Here is a 17664-nt window from a genome sequence, read left to right on the forward strand (position 1 = left end):
AGCCTACGTCGCACCCCGGACGTCCTCCTCAGGTCAGCCGGCGGTTGGCGGCGAGATCTTCCCCTGCCCGTCGAACCGGGCGCCGGCCTTCGGGAAGTCGGCGCGGCTCAACTCGGTGACCAGACCCAGGCCCCGGTCGTCCGGGTCCATCGTCGGCTTGCCGGCGGAGTTCATGTACGTGGAGGTGAACGAACCACCCGCCCAGCTACCGTCCGGCTTGAGCGACACCTTCAGCACCCCGCCCCAGCCGAGGCGACCGGCGTTGCTCAGCGAGTTGCCGCCGCCGGCGAAGTTGCCCAGGCTGTACGCGATCAGCCGGCCCTGGTAGAACTCCATCCCGCGCAGCACGTGCGGGCCGTGCCCGACGATCAGGTCAGCGCCGGCGTCGATCATCGCGTGTGAGAACTTCACCGGGTCGCCCCGGTTCTCGCCCAGGAACATCTCGGTGCCCGGCTTCACCCGGGTCTTGTCGGCGCCCTCGCCGCCCATGTGCACCTGCACCACGACCAGGTCGGCCATGGTGGCGGCCTTGGCAACCACTGTCTTCGCCTTGGCGATGTCGACGAGACTGTTGGACCAGACGTACGACGAGAAGCCGGCGACAGCGACCTTGACGCCCTTGACGTCGACCACGGTGATCTCGTTCGGCGCGCCGGTGTGCTCCAGCTCGTACTTCTGCAGCGCCTTCTGGGTGTTCTCGTAGCCCTTCGGGCCGTAGTCGTAGCCGTGGTTGTTGGCCTGGTTGAGCACGTCGAAGCCGGCGTCGCGCAGGTGCCCGGCGTACTCCGGCGGGGCGCGGAACTGGAAGCAGCGGGTGGAGTTCGCCCCGCACTTGCCGGTGCCGGTGTCGACGGTCAGCGGCTCCTCCAGGTTGCCCATCACCAGATCGGCCTTGAGCGCCTCGGTGACCGAGTTGAAGAAGCCCTTACCGCCGGCGGCGGGCAGCCGACTGGGCGCGTTGCCCATGATGATGTCGCCGGTGGCGGAGAGCGAGATCGCGCCACCCGCACCGGAGGAGGCGGGCCCGGTGGCCTTCGGGCCGGCGGTGGAGACCGGTGCGCCGGTGCCACCACCTCCCGCGCCGGGCTGCCAGACGGGTGCCTCACCACCGGGGTCGGCACAGCCGGCCACGAGGAGGGCGGCCAGCAGCGCGGCGAGGCCGAGGGCGACGCGGCGACGCGGGCGGGACGCGAGGGGGGCGGGAGCGTACATCGCCCGCGACCCTACCGGTCGTTAAACCCGCCGACGATGGCCGATCGGTTGGACTTTGCACCCTTGAGCTGCTCAGACCACGGCACGACCGGCCGGGCGCCGCCGGCCAGGACTGCCGCGTGCACCGCTCGGGCGAGCGCGGCACCCCAGGTGGAGCGCGGCCCGCCGTACGCGGCCTCCGGCCCGTCCACCGGGCAGAGCACGGTGACCGCGTCGGTGGGCGTGCCGGTCCCGGGCACCCCCAGCTCGGTGATCGCCTGGGTCTTCGCCTCGGTCGCGGTGGCCACCGCGTTGACGAGTGCCGAGTCGGCGAGCCGGGCCGGCACGTACACCACGATGTTGACTGTGCCGACGCGTTCGGCGAGCGCGGCCGGCGTCGGCGCGGCCGCGGGCACCGGCGTGCCGAGCCCGACCGTCGCCCAGGCCCGCACCCCGGTGTCGGTCCGCGCCACCACCTCGGCCACATCGACGCCGGTCAACAGACCGACCCCGGCGCCGTCGAGGGCCAGCTCAGCGGCGAGCGAGGCCAGGTGCGCCGCGGGGTCCTCCCGGTCGTACGACATCGGTACCGTCGCGTTCAGCACCCACCGCCGGACCCCGATGCCACCGCCCAGCGGGCCACTGCTCACCGCCCGCAGCGGCACGTCCGCGCGCCAGACGAGCAGCGGGACGTGCCGCCCGTCCTCGGCGCGGCTGGTCAGAATCGGCTCGCTTAGCACGTCGGGCAGGTTACGCCCAACGATCAAGATTCCAGGGGCGACCTCTGATTCATGCTCACGTGCGCCTAGACTTGGCGGCGCGCGAGGGGATCAGCGGACGGCGGCCCCGGCCGACGGACGGCACGCGCAACCGGAGGTGCGCAATGGACGAGGTACTGGCCCGCAGCGGGATCTTCCAGGGTGTTGACCCGGAAGCTGCCGAGGCGCTTGCCAAGGAGATGGAGACGATCGAGGTCCGCAAGGGCGAGATCGTCTTCAATGAGGGCGAGCCCGGTGACAGCCTCTACATCCTGCTGTCCGGGAAGATCAAGGTTGGTCGCCGCGCGGCGGACGGCCGGCAGAACCTGATCGCGGTGATGGGGCCGTCGGACATGGTCGGTGAGCTGTCGCTCTTCGACCCGGGTCCGCGTACGGCGACCGCTACCGCGGTGACCGACACCCGGCTGGTGCGGCTGCGTAAGCAGGCGCTGCGGCCGTGGCTCAACAATCGCCCGGAGATCGCCGAGCAGTTGCTCCGGGTGTTGGCCCGTCGACTGCGCCGGACCAACGACTCGCTCGCCGACCTGATCTTCACGGACGTGCCGGGCCGGGTCGCCAAGAACCTGCTGCAGATGGCGGGTCGCTTCGGCACCCGCGACGGTGGCGTTCTGCGGGTGACCCACGACCTCACCCAGGAGGAGATCGCCCAACTCGTCGGCGCCTCCCGGGAGACCGTCAACAAGGCGCTGGCCGACTTCGCCTCGCGCGGCTGGCTGCGCCTGGACGGCAAGAGCATCATCATTCTGGACCCGGAGCGCCTGGCCCGTCGCGCCCGCGTCTGAGCGGCACAGCACGTCCCCGCCTGCGGCCGGTGCCGGCCGCAGGCGGGGACGTTTGCCATCTGCCTGGCGCAGAATCGCTGGCCCCGGGGCGGTGCCAGCGGTGAGGGTGGGGCCATGGTGAACCGTGTTGCGGTGCTCTCCGACATCCATGGTGTTCTGCCGGCGCTGGAGGCCGTACTGGCTGAGCCGGACGTCGCCACCGCCGATCTGATCGTGCTCACCGGTGACATCGCCGCGGGTCCGCAACCGGTCGAGGTGCTGGACGTGCTCGCCGACCTTGGCGACCGGGTGTGCTGGGTCGGTGGCAACGCCGATCGCGAGCTGGTTGAGGCCCGGGCCGGGCATCCCGCGTCGATCGAGGTGTCGAACTGGGCCGCCGGGCAACTGCGTGACGACCAGGTGGCCCGGCTGGGCGCGCTGCCGGCGACGGTGACGTTGGAGGTCGACGGCCTCGGGCCGACGCTGTTCTGCCACGCAACGCCCCGCGACGACGAGGAGGTAGTGCTCGTCGACTCCCGGTTGGGCCGCTGGACGGAGGTGTTCGACGGTCTTCCCGCCGAGGTTTCCACGGTGGTCTGCGGCCACACGCACATGCCCTTCACCCGGCTGGTCGACCGGCGGCTGGTGGTGAACCCGGGCAGCATCGGCATGCCATACGGGGGCGCGGGGGCGTGGTGGGCGCTGCTCGGGCCGGGCGTCCAACTGCGCCGCACCGCCTTCGACATGGACGCCGCCTGCGCGCGGGTGGCAGCGGAGTCGACCTTCCCCGATGCCGCCGCCTGGGCCGACGAGTACCTGCGCTCCCGACACAGCGACGCCGACGCGCTGACCGTCTTCGGCCCCCGCGACGGCCGCTGAGCCGGCAGCCTGACGGCGCAACGGCGGCGCAACGGCGGCGGGCCGAGGCATGGAGCCGACGGCCGACGGCGCAGAACTGGCGGCCCGACGGCGCACAGCCGACGGCGCAAGACGGCGCACAGCCGACGGCCCGAGACGGCGCACAGCCGACGGCCCGACGGCGCAGAGCTGGCGGCCCGAGACGGCGCACAGCTGGCGGCCCGTCGCTGGGAAGACCGCCCGACAGCCGCTGACACGGCGTCCGGCGGTCGCCGAGCAGGCATCCGACGGGCCACGCCGGCAGCACTCCGATTACGGGTCAGGGGCCCTTTGGAGCTGAATCGTTTGCGGCATCAGCGGTCGGCGATCGGCAGGCCGATCCAAGGCAAGGCCAGTGGGCGACGGGCAGTGGGCATCAGGCATCAGCAACGGGCAATGGGCAATGGGCAGCAGGCAGCAGGCAGCGGGGCCGACGGGTGATTCGTTTGTGACATCAGCTCCAAAGCGAGGCCACTGCCCCCATGCCGTCTCCTGGGCGGCGCCACCATGACCCACCCGAAGTCCCGTCACCCGTCCACTGCGCCCTTTGCGGGGCCCGAGCCCGCCCGGCTCGCGCCCGAGCGACACGGGCCTAGAAAAAGTCAGTCTTGACTGTTTGTTTCGTAGGCCCCAGGCTGTTCGCGTGCCCCCCGCATCGACGCGTGTCCCCCAGCAGGAACGCAGCCGCGCCACCCAGGCCCGGCTGCTGGAGGCGACCGTCGACTGCCTGATCGAGCACGGTTGGTCCGGCACCACGACCACCGTCGTCGCGGCGCGGGCCGGTGTTTCCCGTGGGGCTCAGCTGCACCACTACCCGACGAAGGCGGCGCTGGTCACGGCCGCCGTGGCTCACCTGGCCGAGCGTCGGGCCGACGAGTTGCGCACCGAGGCCGAAGCGTTGCCTGCTGGCCCACAACGGTTGGACCGGGTCGTCGACCTGCTCGCCGTGGCGTTCACCGGTCCGCTTTTCGTGGCCGCGCTCGAGCTCTGGGTCGCCGCCCGCACCGACCGGGAACTCCGCGACGCCCTGGTGCCGCTGGAGGCGACGGTCGGGCGGGAGATGCACCGGCTCACCGTCGCCCTGCTCGGTGTCGACGAGCGTCGACCCGGCGTCCGCGAAGCGGTGCAGGCCACCCTCGACCTGCTCCGCGGGCTCGGGGTGGCCAACCTGCTCAGCGACGACTCGGCCCGCCGGGCCGCCCTGCTGACCACCTGGAAGCGCCAGCTCACCACTCTGCTCACCCCCTGACCGCCGGCCGCACCGGCCCCCACCGACCGGAGGCACCATGGTCGACCTCAGCGACCTGCTCACGGACCTGGCCGACGAGTCCGCCCAGCTGGACGCCCTGGTGGCCACACTGCCCGCAGCCGACTGGGCGAGGCCGACCCCCGCGCCGGGCTGGAGCATCGGGCATCAGATCGCACACCTCGCCTGGACCGACCACGTGGCACTGTTGGCCGCCACCGACGCGGAGGCGTTCTACGCGACGGTGACCTCCGCGCCGGACGTGACGCGGATGGTCGACGCGGGGGCCGAGGAGTTCCTGGCACCGCCGGCCGAGCTGCTCGCCCGCTGGCGGGCCGGACGAACCGCGCTCGTCGACGCGCTGGCCGCCGTTCCGGCCGGTGACAAACTGCCCTGGTACGGCACCCGGATGTCGGCCACCTCGATGGCCACCGCCCGGCTCATGGAGACCTGGGCACACGGCGGGGACGTCGCCGACGCCCTCGGCGTGGTCCGCCCCGACAGCGACCGGCTTCGGCACGTGGCGCACCTGGGCGTGCGTACCCTCGGGCACGGTTTCATCGCGCACGGCCGGGAGGCGCCGACGGCGCCGGTCCGGGTCGAGCTGGTCGGGCCCGGCGGCGACACGTGGAGCTGGGGCCCGGCGGACGCCGCCGACCGGGTCACCGGCCCGGCCCGGGACTTCTGCCAGCTGGTCACCCAGCGCCGACACCGTGCGGACCTCGCACTGGTCGCCACCGGGCCGGTCGCCGACGACTGGCTCGACGTGGCACAGGCCTTCGCCGGGCCGCCGGGTGACGGCCGCAAGCCGGCTGGCGGGAACGGGGTACGGGCATGATCCGTGTCGGCAACGCCTCCGGCTTCTACGGCGACCGGTTCACCGCCTGGCGGGAGATGCTCGACGGCGGTGAGCTGGACGTGCTGACCGGCGACTACCTGGCCGAGTTGACCATGCTGATCCTGGCCCGGGATCGTCTCCGCGACAGCGACCTGGGCTACGCGAAGACGTTCCTGCGGCAACTGGAGACCTGCCTCGGCACCGCCCTCGACCGAGGGGTGCGGATCGTGACCAACGCCGGCGGGTTGAACCCGGCCGGCCTGGCCGCGGCCATCGAGAAGCTCGCCAACCGGCTCGGCCTGCCGGCCCGGATCGGATACGTCGAGGGCGACACGATCCAGCGGCCGGACGCGTTGAGCGCTAACGCCTACCTCGGCGCGTTCGGGATCGCCGCCTGCCTGGACGCGGGTGCCGACGTGGTGGTCACCGGCCGGGTCACCGACGCGTCGCTGGTGGTCGGCCCGGCCGTCGCCCGGTACGGGTGGGGCCGCGACGACCTCGACGAGCTGGCCGGGGCCACCGTCGCGGGGCACCTCGTCGAGTGCGGCGCACAGGTCACCGGCGGCAACTTCAGCTTCTTCACCGAACTGCCCGACGGCGGTCACCGGCCCGGGTTCCCGATCGTCGAGGTGCACTCCGACGGCTCGTCGGTGGTCACCAAGCATCCGGGCACCGGTGGCGCGGTCACCGTGGAGACGGTCACCGCCCAACTGCTCTACGAGATCGGCGGGCCGTCCTATCTCGGGCCGGACGTGGTCACCCGACTGGACACCGTGGCGCTGCACCCCGACGGGCCGGACCGGGTCCGGGTCTCCGGCGTACGGGGCACGCCGCCACCGCCAACCCTCAAGGTGGGCGTCAACAACCTCGGCGGCTTCCGCAACTCGATGACGTTCGTCCTCTGCGGTCTGCACATCGAGGCGAAGGCGGCACTGGTCCGGGGGCAGATCGAGGAGGCGGTGGGCGCTGACGGGCTGGAGTTCACGCTGGCCCGCACCGACCACGAGAACGCCGCCGACACCGAGGCGGCCAGCGCCCTGCTGCACGTACACCTGCGTGACGGCGACAAGACGCGGGCCGGTCGGGCGTTCTCGGCCGCCGCGGTGGAGTTGGCCCTGGCCTCGTACCCGGGCTGCACCCTGACCACGGTGCCCGGCGACGCGACACCGTACGGCGTCTTCACCGCCGACGCGGTGCCGCAGGACGCGGTGGCGCAGGTCGCGGTGCTGCCCGGTGGCGAGCGGGTGCCGATCGCCCCGCCGATCCGCACCGCCCCCACAGCGCAGGACGAGCCCGCCTCGGGTGGCGAGGTGGCGGTCGACGGCCCGACCCGGCGCGGGGCGCTCGGCGAGGTGGTCGGCGCGCGCTCCGGGGACAAGGGCGGGGATGCCAACCTCGGTGTCTGGGCGCGTTCCGACGCCGGGTACGCCTGGCTGCGGGCCTGGCTGACAGTCGACCGGCTGGCCGAACTACTGCCGGAGACCGCGCCGCTGACCGTGCGGCGCTACGAGTTGTCGAACCTGCGCGCTGTCAACTTCGTGATCGAGGGCCTGCTCGGCGCGGGGGTGGCCGCGTCCACCCGGTTCGACCCACAGGCCAAGGCGCTCGGCGAACTGCTGCGCGCCCGGATCGTCGACCTTCCGGCCGACCTGTCGACGGAGGCGCCGTGAGCATCGTGGACACCCCGGAGCGCCGGCAACTGCGCGAACTGACCCGGGCGTTCGTGACCCGGGAGGTGTTGCCGCACCTGGACGACTGGGAGCGGGCCGGCGAGGTGCCCCGGGCGTTGCACGCGACCGCCGCGAAGCTCGGCCTGCTCGGCATCGGCTTCCCGGAGTCGGTCGGTGGCAGCGGCGGTGACCTCCTCGACTCGATCATCGTGACCGAGGAGCTGATCCGCTCCGGCGGCTCGTCCGGGCTGGTGGCGGCCCTGTTCACGCACGGGATCGCGTTGCCGCACATGGTCGCGACGGCCGGTGCCCGCACCGGCGGCTCGCTGGGCGGTCGGCTCGGCGGCACCGCGTCCCCAGCCGACGACAGCCTGATCGAGCGGTACGTCCGGCCCACCCTGTCCGGCACGATGATCGGGGCGCTGGCCATCACCGAGCCGGACGGCGGTTCGGACGTGGCGGGCATCCGCACCACCGCCCGCCGCGACGGCGACCACTACGTGGTGAACGGGTCGAAGACGTACATCACCAGCGGCCACCGGGCCGACTTCGTGACCACCGCCGTGTGTACCGACTTCCCCGGCAGCGGTGAACTCACCCTGCTGGTCATCGACAAGGGGTCGCCCGGGTTCACCGTGGGACGCCGGTTGGAGAAGCTGGGCTGGCACTGTTCGGACACCGCCGAGTTGTCCTTCGCTGACGTGCGGGTGCCGGTCGCCAACCGGATCGGCGCGGAGAACACCGGCTTCCTGGCGATCATGCAGCACTTCGCTGCGGAACGGCTGTCGCTGGCGACCCAGGCGTACGCGACCGCGCAGCGCTGCGTCGAGCTGGCGGTGCGTTGGTGCCGGGACCGGGAGACCTTCGGGCGTCCGCTGGCCAGCCGGCAGCTGATCAGGCACCGGTTGGCCGAGATGCACACCCGCACCGAGGCGGCCCGGTCGTACGTGCACGACGTCGCCGCTCGGGTGGCTGCCGGCGAGCCGGTGGTGACCGAGGTGGCGATGGCCAAGAACATGGCGGTGGCCGCCTGCGACCACGTCGTCGACCAGGCGTTGCAGCTGCACGGCGGCTTCGGCTACCTGCGCGACGCCGAGGTGGAGCGGCACTACCGCGACGCGCGGATCCTCGGCATCGGCGGCGGCACCACCGAGATCATGAACGAGATCATCGCGAAGGGCATGGGCTTATGACGATCCTGGACAGCTCGGTTGACCCGTCCGCGCCCTCGTATGTGGCGAACCGGGCGGCGTTGCTGGAGCGGCTGGCCGAGTTGGACGCCGCGCTGGACCAGGCGCGGGCCGGTGGTGGCGAGAAGTACGTGACCCGGCACCACGCCCGCGGCAAGCTGCTCCCCCGGGAGCGGATCGAGCTGCTGGTGGACGCCGACAGTCCTTTCCTGGAGTTGTCGCCGGTCGCCGCGTACGGCTCGGACTTCCCCGTCGGAGCCAGCGTGGTCACCGGTATCGGGGTGGTCGAGGGCGTGGAGTGCCTGATCGTCGCGAACGATCCGACCGTACGCGGCGGCGCTGTCAATCCGTGGTCGCTGGCGAAGACCCGGCGGGCCGGCGAGATCGCGCTTGCCAACCGGCTGCCCATGGTCAACCTGGTCGAGTCGGCCGGGGCGGATCTGCCCACCCAGGCGGAGATCTTCATCCCCGGTGGTCGGGTGTTCCGTGACCTCACCCGGCTCTCGGCGGCGGGCATCCCCACTGTCAGCGTGGTCTTCGGCAACGCGACGGCCGGTGGCGCGTACGTGCCGGGGATGTCCGATCACGTGATCATGATTCGGGACCGGTCCCAGGTCTACCTGGCCGGTCCGCCGCTGGTGAAGATGGCGACCGGCGAGGTCACCGACGACGAGTCGTTGGGTGGCGCGGCGATGCACGCCGGCACGTCCGGGCTCGCCGATCACCTGGCCGCCGACGAGCGGGACGGCATCCGGCTGGCCCGGCAGTGTGTCCGCCGGCTGAACTGGCGTAAGCAGGGCCCGTCGCCGCGTACGGCGGTGCCGCAGCCGCCGAAGTACGACCCGGAGGAGTTGCTCGGCATCACCAGCGCCGACCTGAAGGTGCCGTTCGACCCCCGGGAGGTGCTGGCCCGGATCCTCGACGGCAGCGACTTCGACGAGTTCAAGCCGGCGTACGGGGACGCGCTGGTCACCGGTTGGGGCGAGCTGCACGGGTACCCGGTGGGGGTGCTGGCGAACGCCCGAGGGGTGCTGTTCAGCGCGGAGGCGCAGAAGGCGGCCCAGTTCATCCAGCTCGCGAACGCCTCGGACACCCCGTTGATCTTCTTGCAGAACACCACCGGCTACATGGTCGGCACCGAGTACGAGCAGCGCGGCATCATCAAGCACGGCGCCCTGATGATCAACGCGGTGTCGAACTCGACGGTGCCGCACCTGACGGTGAACCTGGGTGCCTCGTACGGGGCGGGCAACTACGGCATGTGCGGCCGGGCGTACGAGCCGAGGTTCCTGTTCACCTGGCCGAACGCGAAGTCGGCGGTGATGGGCCCGGCGCAGCTCGCGGGGGTGCTGTCCATCGTGGCCCGGCAGGCGGCTGCCGCCCGGGGGCGCGACTACGACGAGGAGTCCGACGCGGCGATGCGGATGATGGTCGAGCAGCAGATCGAGTCGCAGTCCGGGGCACTCTTCCTCTCCGGCCGGCTCTACGACGACGGGGTGATCGATCCTCGGGACACCCGGACCGTCCTCGGGCTCTGCCTCTCGGCGATCCACAACGGACCCGTCAAGGGTGCCGACGGCTACGGCATCTTCCGGATGTGAGGGGTCAATCGATGATCGAACGCTTGCTCGTGGCCAACCGGGGCGAGATCGCCCGTCGGATCTTCGCCACCTGCCGTGCGATGGGCGTGCAGACCGTCGCCGTGCACTCGGACGCGGACGGGGACGCGCCGTTTGTCGCCGAAGCCGACCAGGCGGTCCGGCTGCCCGGGAACACGCCGGCCGAGACGTACCTGCGGGTGGATCTGATCCTGGACGCGGCCCGGCGCACCGGCGCGGACGCCGTCCATCCCGGTTACGGGTTTCTCGCCGAGAACGCCGAGTTCGCGGCGGCGGTGACCGACGCCGGCCTGACCTGGGTCGGGCCGCCGGCCAAGGTGATCGCCGCGATGGGCGACAAGCTGGCGGCGAAGGCGCTGCTCGCCGAGGCGGGCGTGCCGATGCTGCCCAGTTGGACCGACCCGGACGAGATCACGGACTTCCCGGTGCTGGTGAAGGCGTCGGCCGGCGGTGGCGGCCGGGGGATGCGGATCGTCCGGACCGCCGACGAGCTGGCCGAGGCGGTCGCCTCCGCGCGCCGCGAGGCGGCTGCCGCGTTCGGCGACGGCACTGTCTTCATCGAGCGGTACGTCGAGCGCGGCCGGCACGTCGAGGTGCAGATCTTCGGCGACACCCACGGTCGGGTGGTGGCGCTCGGCGACCGGGAATGCTCGATCCAGCGGCGGCACCAGAAGATCGTCGAGGAGGCACCGGCGGTCGTACCGGAGCGGGTGCGGACGGCGTTGCACGAGGCGGCGGTGGCGGCCGGGCGAGCGGTGGACTACCTGGGCGCGGGCACTGTGGAGTTCCTGCTCGCCCCGGGTGGCGAGTTCTTCTTCCTGGAGATGAACACCCGGCTCCAGGTGGAGCACCCGGTCACCGAGCTGTGCACCGGCCTGGACCTGGTGGGGTTGCAACTGCTCGTCGCCGAGGGTGAGCCGCTGCCGGCGGACCTTCCGGGGAGCACCGGGCACGCGATCGAGGTGCGCCTGTGCGCCGAGGACGCGGCGGCGGGGTGGCGGCCGGACACCGGGACGCTGCACCGGTTCAGCGTCGGCGCGGTGGTGACCGAGTTCGGTGGGCTGGCCGGGCCGGGGCTGCGGCTCGACTCGGGTGTGGTGGCCGGCTCGGTGGTCGGGGTGCACTACGACTCGATGCTCGCGAAGCTGATCGCCTGGGGTCGTACCCGGGCGGAGGCGACCCGGCTGCTGGCCGGCGCGCTGGCCCGGGCCGAGCTGCACGGGGTGACCACCAACCGGGACCTGCTGGTCCGGGTGCTGCGCAGCCCCGCGTTCGCCGCCGTGGAGATCGACACGGGTTTCCTGGACCGGCACCCGGAGGTCTTCGACCCACTGCTCCCCACCGAGCAGGTGCCGCTCACCGCCCTCGCCGCCGCGCTGGCGGGCGCGGCGCACCGTCGGGCGACCGCGCCGGTGCTGTCCGGGCTCCCTTCCGGGTGGCGCAACGTGCCCGCCGTCCCGCAGGTCACCCGCCTCGTCCAGTCGGACGGCCACGAGATCGAGGTCCGCTACCGCCTGGACCGGACCGGCCGGCTCGCGGACTGGGGCAGCACAGCCCCGGGCTCCGACGCCGCTGGGTCGGCGGACCCGCCGGCAGTGGCGCTGGTTCAGGCCGCAGCGGACCGGGTGGTGCTCGACGTCGACGGGGTTCGGCGCGGGTACCGCGTACACCGGGTGGGGTCGGCTGTCTTCGTGGACGGCCCGGACGGGGCGGCGAGCCTGACCGAGCTGCCGCGCCTTCCCCTGCCCACGACGGAAGTGGGTGCGGGGTCGCTGCTCGCGCCGCTGCCCGGCGCGGTGACCCGGGTGCACGTCCAGGTCGGCCAGCGGGTCACGGCCGGCGATCCGCTGCTCACGTTGGAAGCGATGAAGCTGGAACATCCCGTGCTCGCCCCGATCGACGGTGTGGTCGCCGAGTTGCCGGTGCCGACCGGTGGTCAGGTGCAGGCGGGCGCAGTGCTGGCCGTCATCGACAGCTCCCCCGCATCCGCCGATCTGGAGCCGTCGAATCCCGAGGAGGACTCCCGATGACCTTCGACCTCACCCCCGAACAGGACCAGTTGCGCGACGCCGTGCGGGCCCTGGGCCGCCGCTACGGCCACGGCTACTTCGTCGAGAAGGCGAAGGCCGGTGAGCACACCACCGAGTTGTGGGCCGAGGCGGGACGGCTCGGCTACCTGGGGGTCAACATCCCCACCGAGTACGGCGGCGGGGGCGGCGGCATCACCGAACTGGCCATCGTCTGCGAGGAGTTGGCGGCGGCCGGTTGCCCGTTGCTGCTGCTGGTGGTCTCCCCAGCCATCGCGGCGACCGTGATCAACCGACACGGCACCGAGGAGCAGCGCAAACGGCACCTGCCGGGCCTGGCCGACGGCTCCCAGAAGATCGTCTTCGCGATCACCGAGCCGGAGGCCGGTTCCAACTTCCACCGGCTCGGCACGGTGGCCCGGCGCGACGGTGGCGACTGGGTGCTCAACGGTCGCAAGTGCTACATCTCCGGAGTCGACGAGGCCGGGCACGTGCTGGTGGTGGCGCGTACCGAGGATTCCTCGACCGGCAAGCTCAAGCCGGCGCTGTTCCTGGTGCCGACCGACGCGGCCGGGCTGACCCGGTCCAAGCTGGACATGGAGATCGTGTCTCCGGAGAACCAGTTCCTGCTCTACCTGGACGACGTGCGGGTGCCCGCCGACGCGCTGCTCGGTGAGTCGCTGGACGCGGGACTGCCGGCACTCTTCGCCGGGCTCAACCCGGAGCGGATCACGGTGGCCGCGATGGGCGCCGGCACCGGCCGGTACGCCATCGAGCGGGCCAGCGAGTACACCGCCACCCGCAAGGTCTGGGGTGGTCGGACCATCGGCACCCACCAGGGCGTGTCGCACCCGCTGGCCCACGCGGCGGTGCAGGTGGAACTGGCCCGGCTCATGATCCAGAAGGCGGCCACGCTGTACGACGCCGGCCGCGACCTGGAGGCCGGGGTGTCCGGCAACATGGCCAAGTACGCGGCCGGTGAGGCCGCCGCGCTCGCCGTGGACACCGCCGTCCAAGTGCTCGGCGGGGCCGGCATGACCACCGAGTACGGGGTGGCGACCCTGCTCGGCGCGGTCCGGGCCGGCCGGATCGCCCCGGTCAGCCGCGAGATGATCCTCAACTTCGTGGCCCAACACGTCCTCGGCCAGGACAAGTCGTACTGACCCGGCCTGCACGGCCACGCCGATCTTGCAGTTTCGGTCGTCGATATGCGTGAGATGCCCTTTACGTCGGGACAGTAAGTGCAAGATCGCGGCATAAGGGGCGGGACGGGGTCAGGCCGGCGTACGGCAGGCGGCGTCAATGCGGTGGACCGGGCGGACCCGACGACCCATGCCCTCCAACAGTGAATCCTCGACGTGGAAGTCGTGAATGCGCAGTTGGTGGCGGGGCAACTCCTCCTCGCTCGGGCAGAGCACCTGGGCGCGGACCTGATCGACAGGGACGTACCGGACCCCACCCCGTTCCTGGAGAATCACCATGTTGACGTCGTCGGTGGTGACCACGTGCCCGCGGACGTCCTCGGTGGGCCCACTCTCCGGGCCCACGGTGGTGACGGTCAGCGGCAGCACCGGTGTGCTGATCACCGGCACCGCTGCCCAGACCAGGGTGGCGAGCACCGCCACCTCGGTCACCGACGCCAGCGGCCGGATCACCATGCCCGGCAGCGGCCCCGCGATGAACAGGGCCAGCAGCGGAGGCACCACGATGAGCGCCAGCACCAGCCACTCGCCACCCTGCTGCACCGCCGCACGCAGAGTCGGCAGCATCAGCCAGCCGTACCCGGCGAGCAGCGCGCCGATCAGCAGCAGCCGAGGCACTACCCGTTCGTGCAGCCGCCCGGGGCGCAGCTGGAACGCGGCCACGAACGCCGGCAACAGCAGCGGAAGGTAGAGCAACGGCCAGGTGATCAGGGCGAGCAGGAAGCTGGCCAGCACCACCCAGGCCGGCGTGATGTCGGCCCAACGGGCGAAGAGCGGGCGACGCCGGGCGCCCGGCGGGAGTCGGTCCGCGCTGACGGCCAGCACCGCGCCGAGCGCGAACACCGCGACCAGGCCGGTGGAGAGCAGCCGGGCCGCCGTGGTCAGGAAGCCGGCGAGCAGGTTGACCGGCCCGACGTTGGCCACCAGCAGCAGCGTGGTCTGAAGCTCGCCGCCGGCCTCCACGCCGAGGCGGAGCACCGAGAAGATCGCGGGTACGCCCACCACGGCGGTCCAGAACGACTGGCTGGCTCGGGCTCGCCGCTCCGCAGGATCCCAGCGGACCCGCCCGGGCTGCACCTCGGCGACGACCGGTTCGGCTGGTTCGGCGACCGGCACGGCGGCCGGCCAGGCGACCTCACCGTCCGGTCCGGCCGGTGGAGGGTCGACGACCGGTCTTGCGGTGACCGTACCGTCGACTCTCGGCGCCTCGGCAGCGCCGCCGGGCACGGAGCTGCGGGGCGGCGGCACCGGCCCGTCGCCGCCGGTGGCGGTCGGTGCCGCGCTCACTTCGCGGGCGCCTTGTCGTCGAAGTCGACGAGCTTCGGCACCTCCAGCGGCTGCGGCTGGCGCTTCTCGGCCTTCAGCCACGGGCCGAGGGTTCGGTTGTACGCGGTCTGCCAGGGGCTGGCATCCCCGTCGCGACCCTGCTCGTAGCTCTTCTGCAAGAAGTACGCGACCAGGTCGCGCAGCGCGGGATCACCGATCGGCACGCCGATGCCCAGCAACTCGCTGGTGCCGAACGGCATGTCGACGATCTCGAACTCCTTGGGGAAGCTGGCCAGGAAACCGGCGAGGATCGACTCGTCGGAGCTGACCGCGTCGTAGCGGCCCTTCCGGATGCCGTCGACGCAGTCGCCGACGTCCTTGACCACGAACGTCTTGACCTGGTGCTTCTCCAACTCGGCCTCGGTGGTGGAGCCGCCGCTGGTGCAGACCTTGTAGGCCGGGTCGCGCAGGTCCTCAATGGTGCGGATCTTGTCCTTGAGTCGGACCGGCACCATCACCTCCTGCGTGGTGACGAAGTACGGCCCGGCGAAGCTGACCAGCTTCTTACGGTCCTCGGTCATGGAGAAGCTGGACACCACCAGGTCGACGGTGCCGCCCTGGAGTGACGGGATGCGGTCCTCGGTGGCGACCGACACGAACTCCAGCCGCTGCTCACCCTCGTAGCCGAGGGAGGCCGCGATGTACCGGGCGATCTCGACGTCGAACCCGACGTGCTGGCCGTTTCGCAACTCACCCATGAGCGGCTCGTTCGTGGCGACACCGATGCGCAGCTTCGACTGGCCGTAGATGTGGGTCTCGCGCATCTTCTCCTGCACCGACAACAACTCCGGTTCCTTGCGGCTGTCGCAACCGGCGGCAGCGGCCAGGGTGAGAGTCAGGGCGACCGCCAGCGTCGACGCGATCGAGCGGAGCCGGGATTGCGAACTGCCTGAGCTCATGGGCGACCTCGCTGCCGGAAGAGCCTGCGGGACACTGAGAGTAGCGGTTCTTGTCCAGTCCGTGTGGGTGCCGTGGGCCATGTCGGCCGGGTCGGCCGGGATCGACGCCGATCGGCACGACAGTCGGCTCTGCGGTTGACAGCCGGCCTCGTCACGACATGCTGGACGGGTGAGCCGATTGCCCAGACCCGATGCGCGCACAGTGGCGGTGCTCGCGGCGCTCGGAGCCCTTGCGCCGCTGGTCATGCTGGTCGTGTGGCGCCGGCAGGATCTGCTCGGCGTGGTTCTCGCGCTGCTCTGCGTGCTGATGACCATGGTCGCCGGGGTGGCCGTCTCCGCCGCTCGTCAGGTCGACGGTCCGGAGCCGGTGGACCGGTCGGCAGCCGTCGGGCCGCCCGAGCTGATGCCGTACGGCATCGACGCGGACACCCTCGACGCGTTGGACAGTCGGGACGCGTTGCGTGCGGTGCGTGACCGCCGACGCGGGTCGAACGGCCTCAGCGGCCGGTGAGCGTGGGCGCGGTGAGCGCGTCCACGCCGCGCCCCGCCAGACACCGGTAGGTCCGGTCGATGCTGCCGTCGACCGGCGGTAGCACCTCCAGGTGCCAGCCGGTCACCTCGGCGATCCCGGTGGTCAGTCGGAACGTGGTGACGCTGCACACCTGCCGCACCGGTTCAGCGGCGGCCACCTCGTCGTAGGTGGCGCCGACCAGCGACACCGGCAGGATGCCCTCGGCGTACGTCTCCCAGGTGTGTCGGCCGGCGCAGGACAGCCGGGCCGCCTCGGCGCGGCTGCCGCGGATCCGCATCGGGCCGAAGCACTCCAGCTCGGGCAGGCACCGGGCGCCCTCGGGCAGGGCGGTGGGCCCACCGGTGCCGGTCGCGCAGCCGGGCAACGGCCCGGTCGCCGGCGCGGCGATCTGGGTGGCGGACGGGTATGGGGTGGGTGGTGGCGCCCGATCCGCGACCCAGGCCCCGGCGGTCGCGGAGGCGGCCAGGGCGAGCACCCCGATGCCGCCGAAGAGCCACCGCCGCCAACGCCGGCCGGTGGAGAGGGTCGGCTGGGTGTCCTCAACGGGTGGGCGGGGCACCGGCTGGCTGGCCGCGTACGGGCCGGACAGCGTCGCGCCCCCGCTGATCGGAGCGCCGCTGACCGGTGCCGACGGCGAGCCGAGCGGCAGGTTGCTGAGCAGGTCGTGCAACTCCAGGGCGGAGGGGCGCTCGCCCGGGTCGTTGGCCATGCCCGCGCGCAGCACGTCGATCAGCTCGTCCGGCACGCCCGGCAGGGCGGGGAGCGGCTGGTTGAACATCTCCAGCACGGTGACCAGGCTCGGGTTGCGCTCGGACTGCCAGCGCGGCGGTCGGCCGTGCATCACCGCGTAGAGGGTGGCGCAGAGCGCGTACACGTCGACGGCCGGCGATGGCGGGCTGTGGCTGAACATCTCCGGCGGCGCGTACGCCGGGGTGAGCACCTCGAGGGTGACCGAGGCGTCCCGGTGCTCGGCGAGGACGGCGAGCCCGAAGTCGGCGAGCACCGCCGAGTTGAAGCCCGAGTAGAGGATGTTGGCCGGTTTCACGTCCCGGTGCAGCACCCCGGCGGCGTGCGAGTGGGCCAGCGCGTCCGCGATCTTGATGCCCAGGTCGCGGGCCTCCACCGGGCCCAGCGGCGAGGTGCGCATCCGTTCGGCGTACGAGCCGTCGCAGAGTTCCATGATCAGGTAGGGGTGCTGATCGATGGTGACCCCCACGTCGAAGAGGTCCACCACGTGCGGGTGTGACGACATCCGCCCGGCGGCCCGCGCCTCGCGCAGGAAGCGGGCCTGGTCGCGCTCGCTGTCCAGCGTCCGGTTCTCGACCTTGACGGCGACCTCGCGGTCCACGGAGATCTGGGTGGCTTGGTAGACGGTCGCGTACCCGCCCCGGGCAAAGACCCGCAAATCAGTCAGGCCGGGCACGATCGGCACGCGCACGCCGCCGGTCGGGGAGTCGGTCACCGCTCGAAAATACCCAACCCGACCG

At 72.1% G+C, this 17664-nt stretch carries 15 protein-coding genes; 10 read left to right on the forward strand and 5 right to left on the reverse strand.

The window, feature by feature from the left end; translation table 11 throughout:
* Positions 1-33 precede the first annotated feature (33 nt).
* Together AB0C03_RS10805 and AB0C03_RS10810 are read right to left on the reverse strand one after the other, a co-directional pair.
* A complete protein-coding gene (locus AB0C03_RS10805; protein ID WP_030328033.1) occupies positions 34-1212 on the reverse strand; it encodes a CapA family protein in 1179 nt (392 codons plus the stop codon).
* Positions 1213-1223: 11 nt separating this feature from the next.
* Positions 1224-1931, reverse strand: a complete 708-nt coding sequence (locus tag AB0C03_RS10810) for an adenosylcobinamide amidohydrolase (protein WP_051708138.1) — start codon at positions 1929-1931, stop codon at positions 1224-1226.
* A gap of 143 nt (positions 1932-2074) precedes the next feature.
* On the opposite strand from AB0C03_RS10810, the gene AB0C03_RS10815 reads away from it, so the two are divergent.
* The 9 genes from AB0C03_RS10815 (at position 2075) to AB0C03_RS10855 (ending at position 13381) form a co-directional block, all read left to right on the forward strand.
* A complete protein-coding gene (locus tag AB0C03_RS10815; protein ID WP_007466162.1) occupies positions 2075-2752 on the forward strand; it encodes a Crp/Fnr family transcriptional regulator in 678 nt (225 codons plus the stop codon).
* Between the two features lie 114 nt (positions 2753-2866).
* A complete protein-coding gene (locus AB0C03_RS10820; RefSeq protein ID WP_357636086.1) occupies positions 2867-3610 on the forward strand; it encodes a metallophosphoesterase family protein in 744 nt (247 codons plus the stop codon).
* A gap of 661 nt (positions 3611-4271) precedes the next feature.
* Positions 4272-4877, forward strand: coding sequence for a TetR/AcrR family transcriptional regulator (locus tag AB0C03_RS10825; protein ID WP_030328039.1), 606 nt, complete (start codon positions 4272-4274; stop codon positions 4875-4877).
* Positions 4878-4914: 37 nt separating this feature from the next.
* On the forward strand, positions 4915-5712 hold the full coding sequence (locus AB0C03_RS10830; RefSeq protein WP_030328041.1) for a TIGR03084 family metal-binding protein: 798 nt from the start codon (positions 4915-4917) through the stop codon (positions 5710-5712).
* Positions 5709-7382, forward strand: coding sequence for an acyclic terpene utilization AtuA family protein (locus tag AB0C03_RS10835; protein ID WP_357636089.1), 1674 nt, complete (start codon positions 5709-5711; stop codon positions 7380-7382). The genes AB0C03_RS10830 and AB0C03_RS10835 overlap by 4 nt, the downstream gene beginning before the upstream one ends.
* Positions 7379-8575: an acyl-CoA dehydrogenase family protein gene (locus tag AB0C03_RS10840; RefSeq protein ID WP_030328045.1), complete on the forward strand. Its 1197-nt coding sequence runs from the start codon at positions 7379-7381 to the stop codon at positions 8573-8575. The genes AB0C03_RS10835 and AB0C03_RS10840 overlap by 4 nt, the downstream gene beginning before the upstream one ends.
* Positions 8572-10173, forward strand: a complete 1602-nt coding sequence (locus AB0C03_RS10845) for an acyl-CoA carboxylase subunit beta (protein ID WP_030328048.1) — start codon at positions 8572-8574, stop codon at positions 10171-10173. The genes AB0C03_RS10840 and AB0C03_RS10845 overlap by 4 nt, the downstream gene beginning before the upstream one ends.
* An 11-nt stretch (positions 10174-10184) precedes the next feature.
* Positions 10185-12221: an acetyl/propionyl/methylcrotonyl-CoA carboxylase subunit alpha gene (locus AB0C03_RS10850; RefSeq protein WP_357636093.1), complete on the forward strand. Its 2037-nt coding sequence runs from the start codon at positions 10185-10187 to the stop codon at positions 12219-12221.
* Positions 12218-13381: an acyl-CoA dehydrogenase family protein gene (locus AB0C03_RS10855; protein ID WP_357636096.1), complete on the forward strand. Its 1164-nt coding sequence runs from the start codon at positions 12218-12220 to the stop codon at positions 13379-13381. The genes AB0C03_RS10850 and AB0C03_RS10855 overlap by 4 nt, the downstream gene beginning before the upstream one ends.
* 111 nt (positions 13382-13492) lie before the next feature.
* On the opposite strand, the gene AB0C03_RS10860 is transcribed toward AB0C03_RS10855, so the two are convergent.
* Positions 13493-14707 (reverse strand): hypothetical protein, encoded by a 1215-nt coding sequence (locus AB0C03_RS10860; RefSeq protein WP_357636099.1) that lies wholly within the window; start codon positions 14705-14707, stop codon positions 13493-13495.
* The gene (locus AB0C03_RS10865; RefSeq protein WP_210864890.1) at positions 14704-15645 is read right to left on the reverse strand and encodes a transporter substrate-binding domain-containing protein; all 942 of its coding nucleotides are present in this window, start codon (positions 15643-15645) and stop codon (positions 14704-14706) included. Before AB0C03_RS10865 ends, AB0C03_RS10860 begins: the two co-directional genes overlap by 4 nt.
* 169 nt (positions 15646-15814) lie before the next feature.
* On the opposite strand from AB0C03_RS10865, the gene AB0C03_RS10870 reads away from it, so the two are divergent.
* Positions 15815-16156, forward strand: a complete 342-nt coding sequence (locus AB0C03_RS10870) for a hypothetical protein (protein ID WP_156057243.1) — start codon at positions 15815-15817, stop codon at positions 16154-16156.
* Here the strand turns inward: AB0C03_RS10870 and AB0C03_RS10875 are convergent.
* The gene (locus AB0C03_RS10875) at positions 16143-17639 is read right to left on the reverse strand and encodes a serine/threonine-protein kinase (protein ID WP_030328060.1); all 1497 of its coding nucleotides are present in this window, start codon (positions 17637-17639) and stop codon (positions 16143-16145) included. The two genes, AB0C03_RS10870 and AB0C03_RS10875, sit on opposite strands and share 14 nt — an antisense overlap.
* Between the last annotated feature and the right edge of the window lie 25 nt (positions 17640-17664).

It is taken from the genome of Micromonospora parva (assembly GCF_040649675.1).
Lineage (GTDB): Bacteria > Actinomycetota > Actinomycetes > Mycobacteriales > Micromonosporaceae > Micromonospora > Micromonospora parva.

Excerpts from the sequence above, each read along its gene's own strand:
- AB0C03_RS10805 (WP_030328033.1), bottom strand. The coding sequence starts at position 1,212 with ATGTACGCTCCCGCCCCCCTCGCGTCCCGCCCGCGTCGCCGCGTCGCC.
- AB0C03_RS10815 (WP_007466162.1), top strand. The coding sequence starts at position 2,075 with ATGGACGAGGTACTGGCCCGCAGCGGGATCTTCCAGGGTGTTGACCCG.
- AB0C03_RS10820 (WP_357636086.1), top strand. The coding sequence starts at position 2,867 with ATGGTGAACCGTGTTGCGGTGCTCTCCGACATCCATGGTGTTCTGCCG.
- AB0C03_RS10830 (WP_030328041.1), top strand. The coding sequence starts at position 4,915 with ATGGTCGACCTCAGCGACCTGCTCACGGACCTGGCCGACGAGTCCGCC.
- AB0C03_RS10835 (WP_357636089.1), top strand. The coding sequence starts at position 5,709 with ATGATCCGTGTCGGCAACGCCTCCGGCTTCTACGGCGACCGGTTCACC.
- AB0C03_RS10845 (WP_030328048.1), top strand. The coding sequence starts at position 8,572 with ATGACGATCCTGGACAGCTCGGTTGACCCGTCCGCGCCCTCGTATGTG.
- AB0C03_RS10850 (WP_357636093.1), top strand. The coding sequence starts at position 10,185 with ATGATCGAACGCTTGCTCGTGGCCAACCGGGGCGAGATCGCCCGTCGG.
- AB0C03_RS10855 (WP_357636096.1), top strand. The coding sequence starts at position 12,218 with ATGACCTTCGACCTCACCCCCGAACAGGACCAGTTGCGCGACGCCGTG.
- AB0C03_RS10865 (WP_210864890.1), bottom strand. The coding sequence starts at position 15,645 with ATGAGCTCAGGCAGTTCGCAATCCCGGCTCCGCTCGATCGCGTCGACG.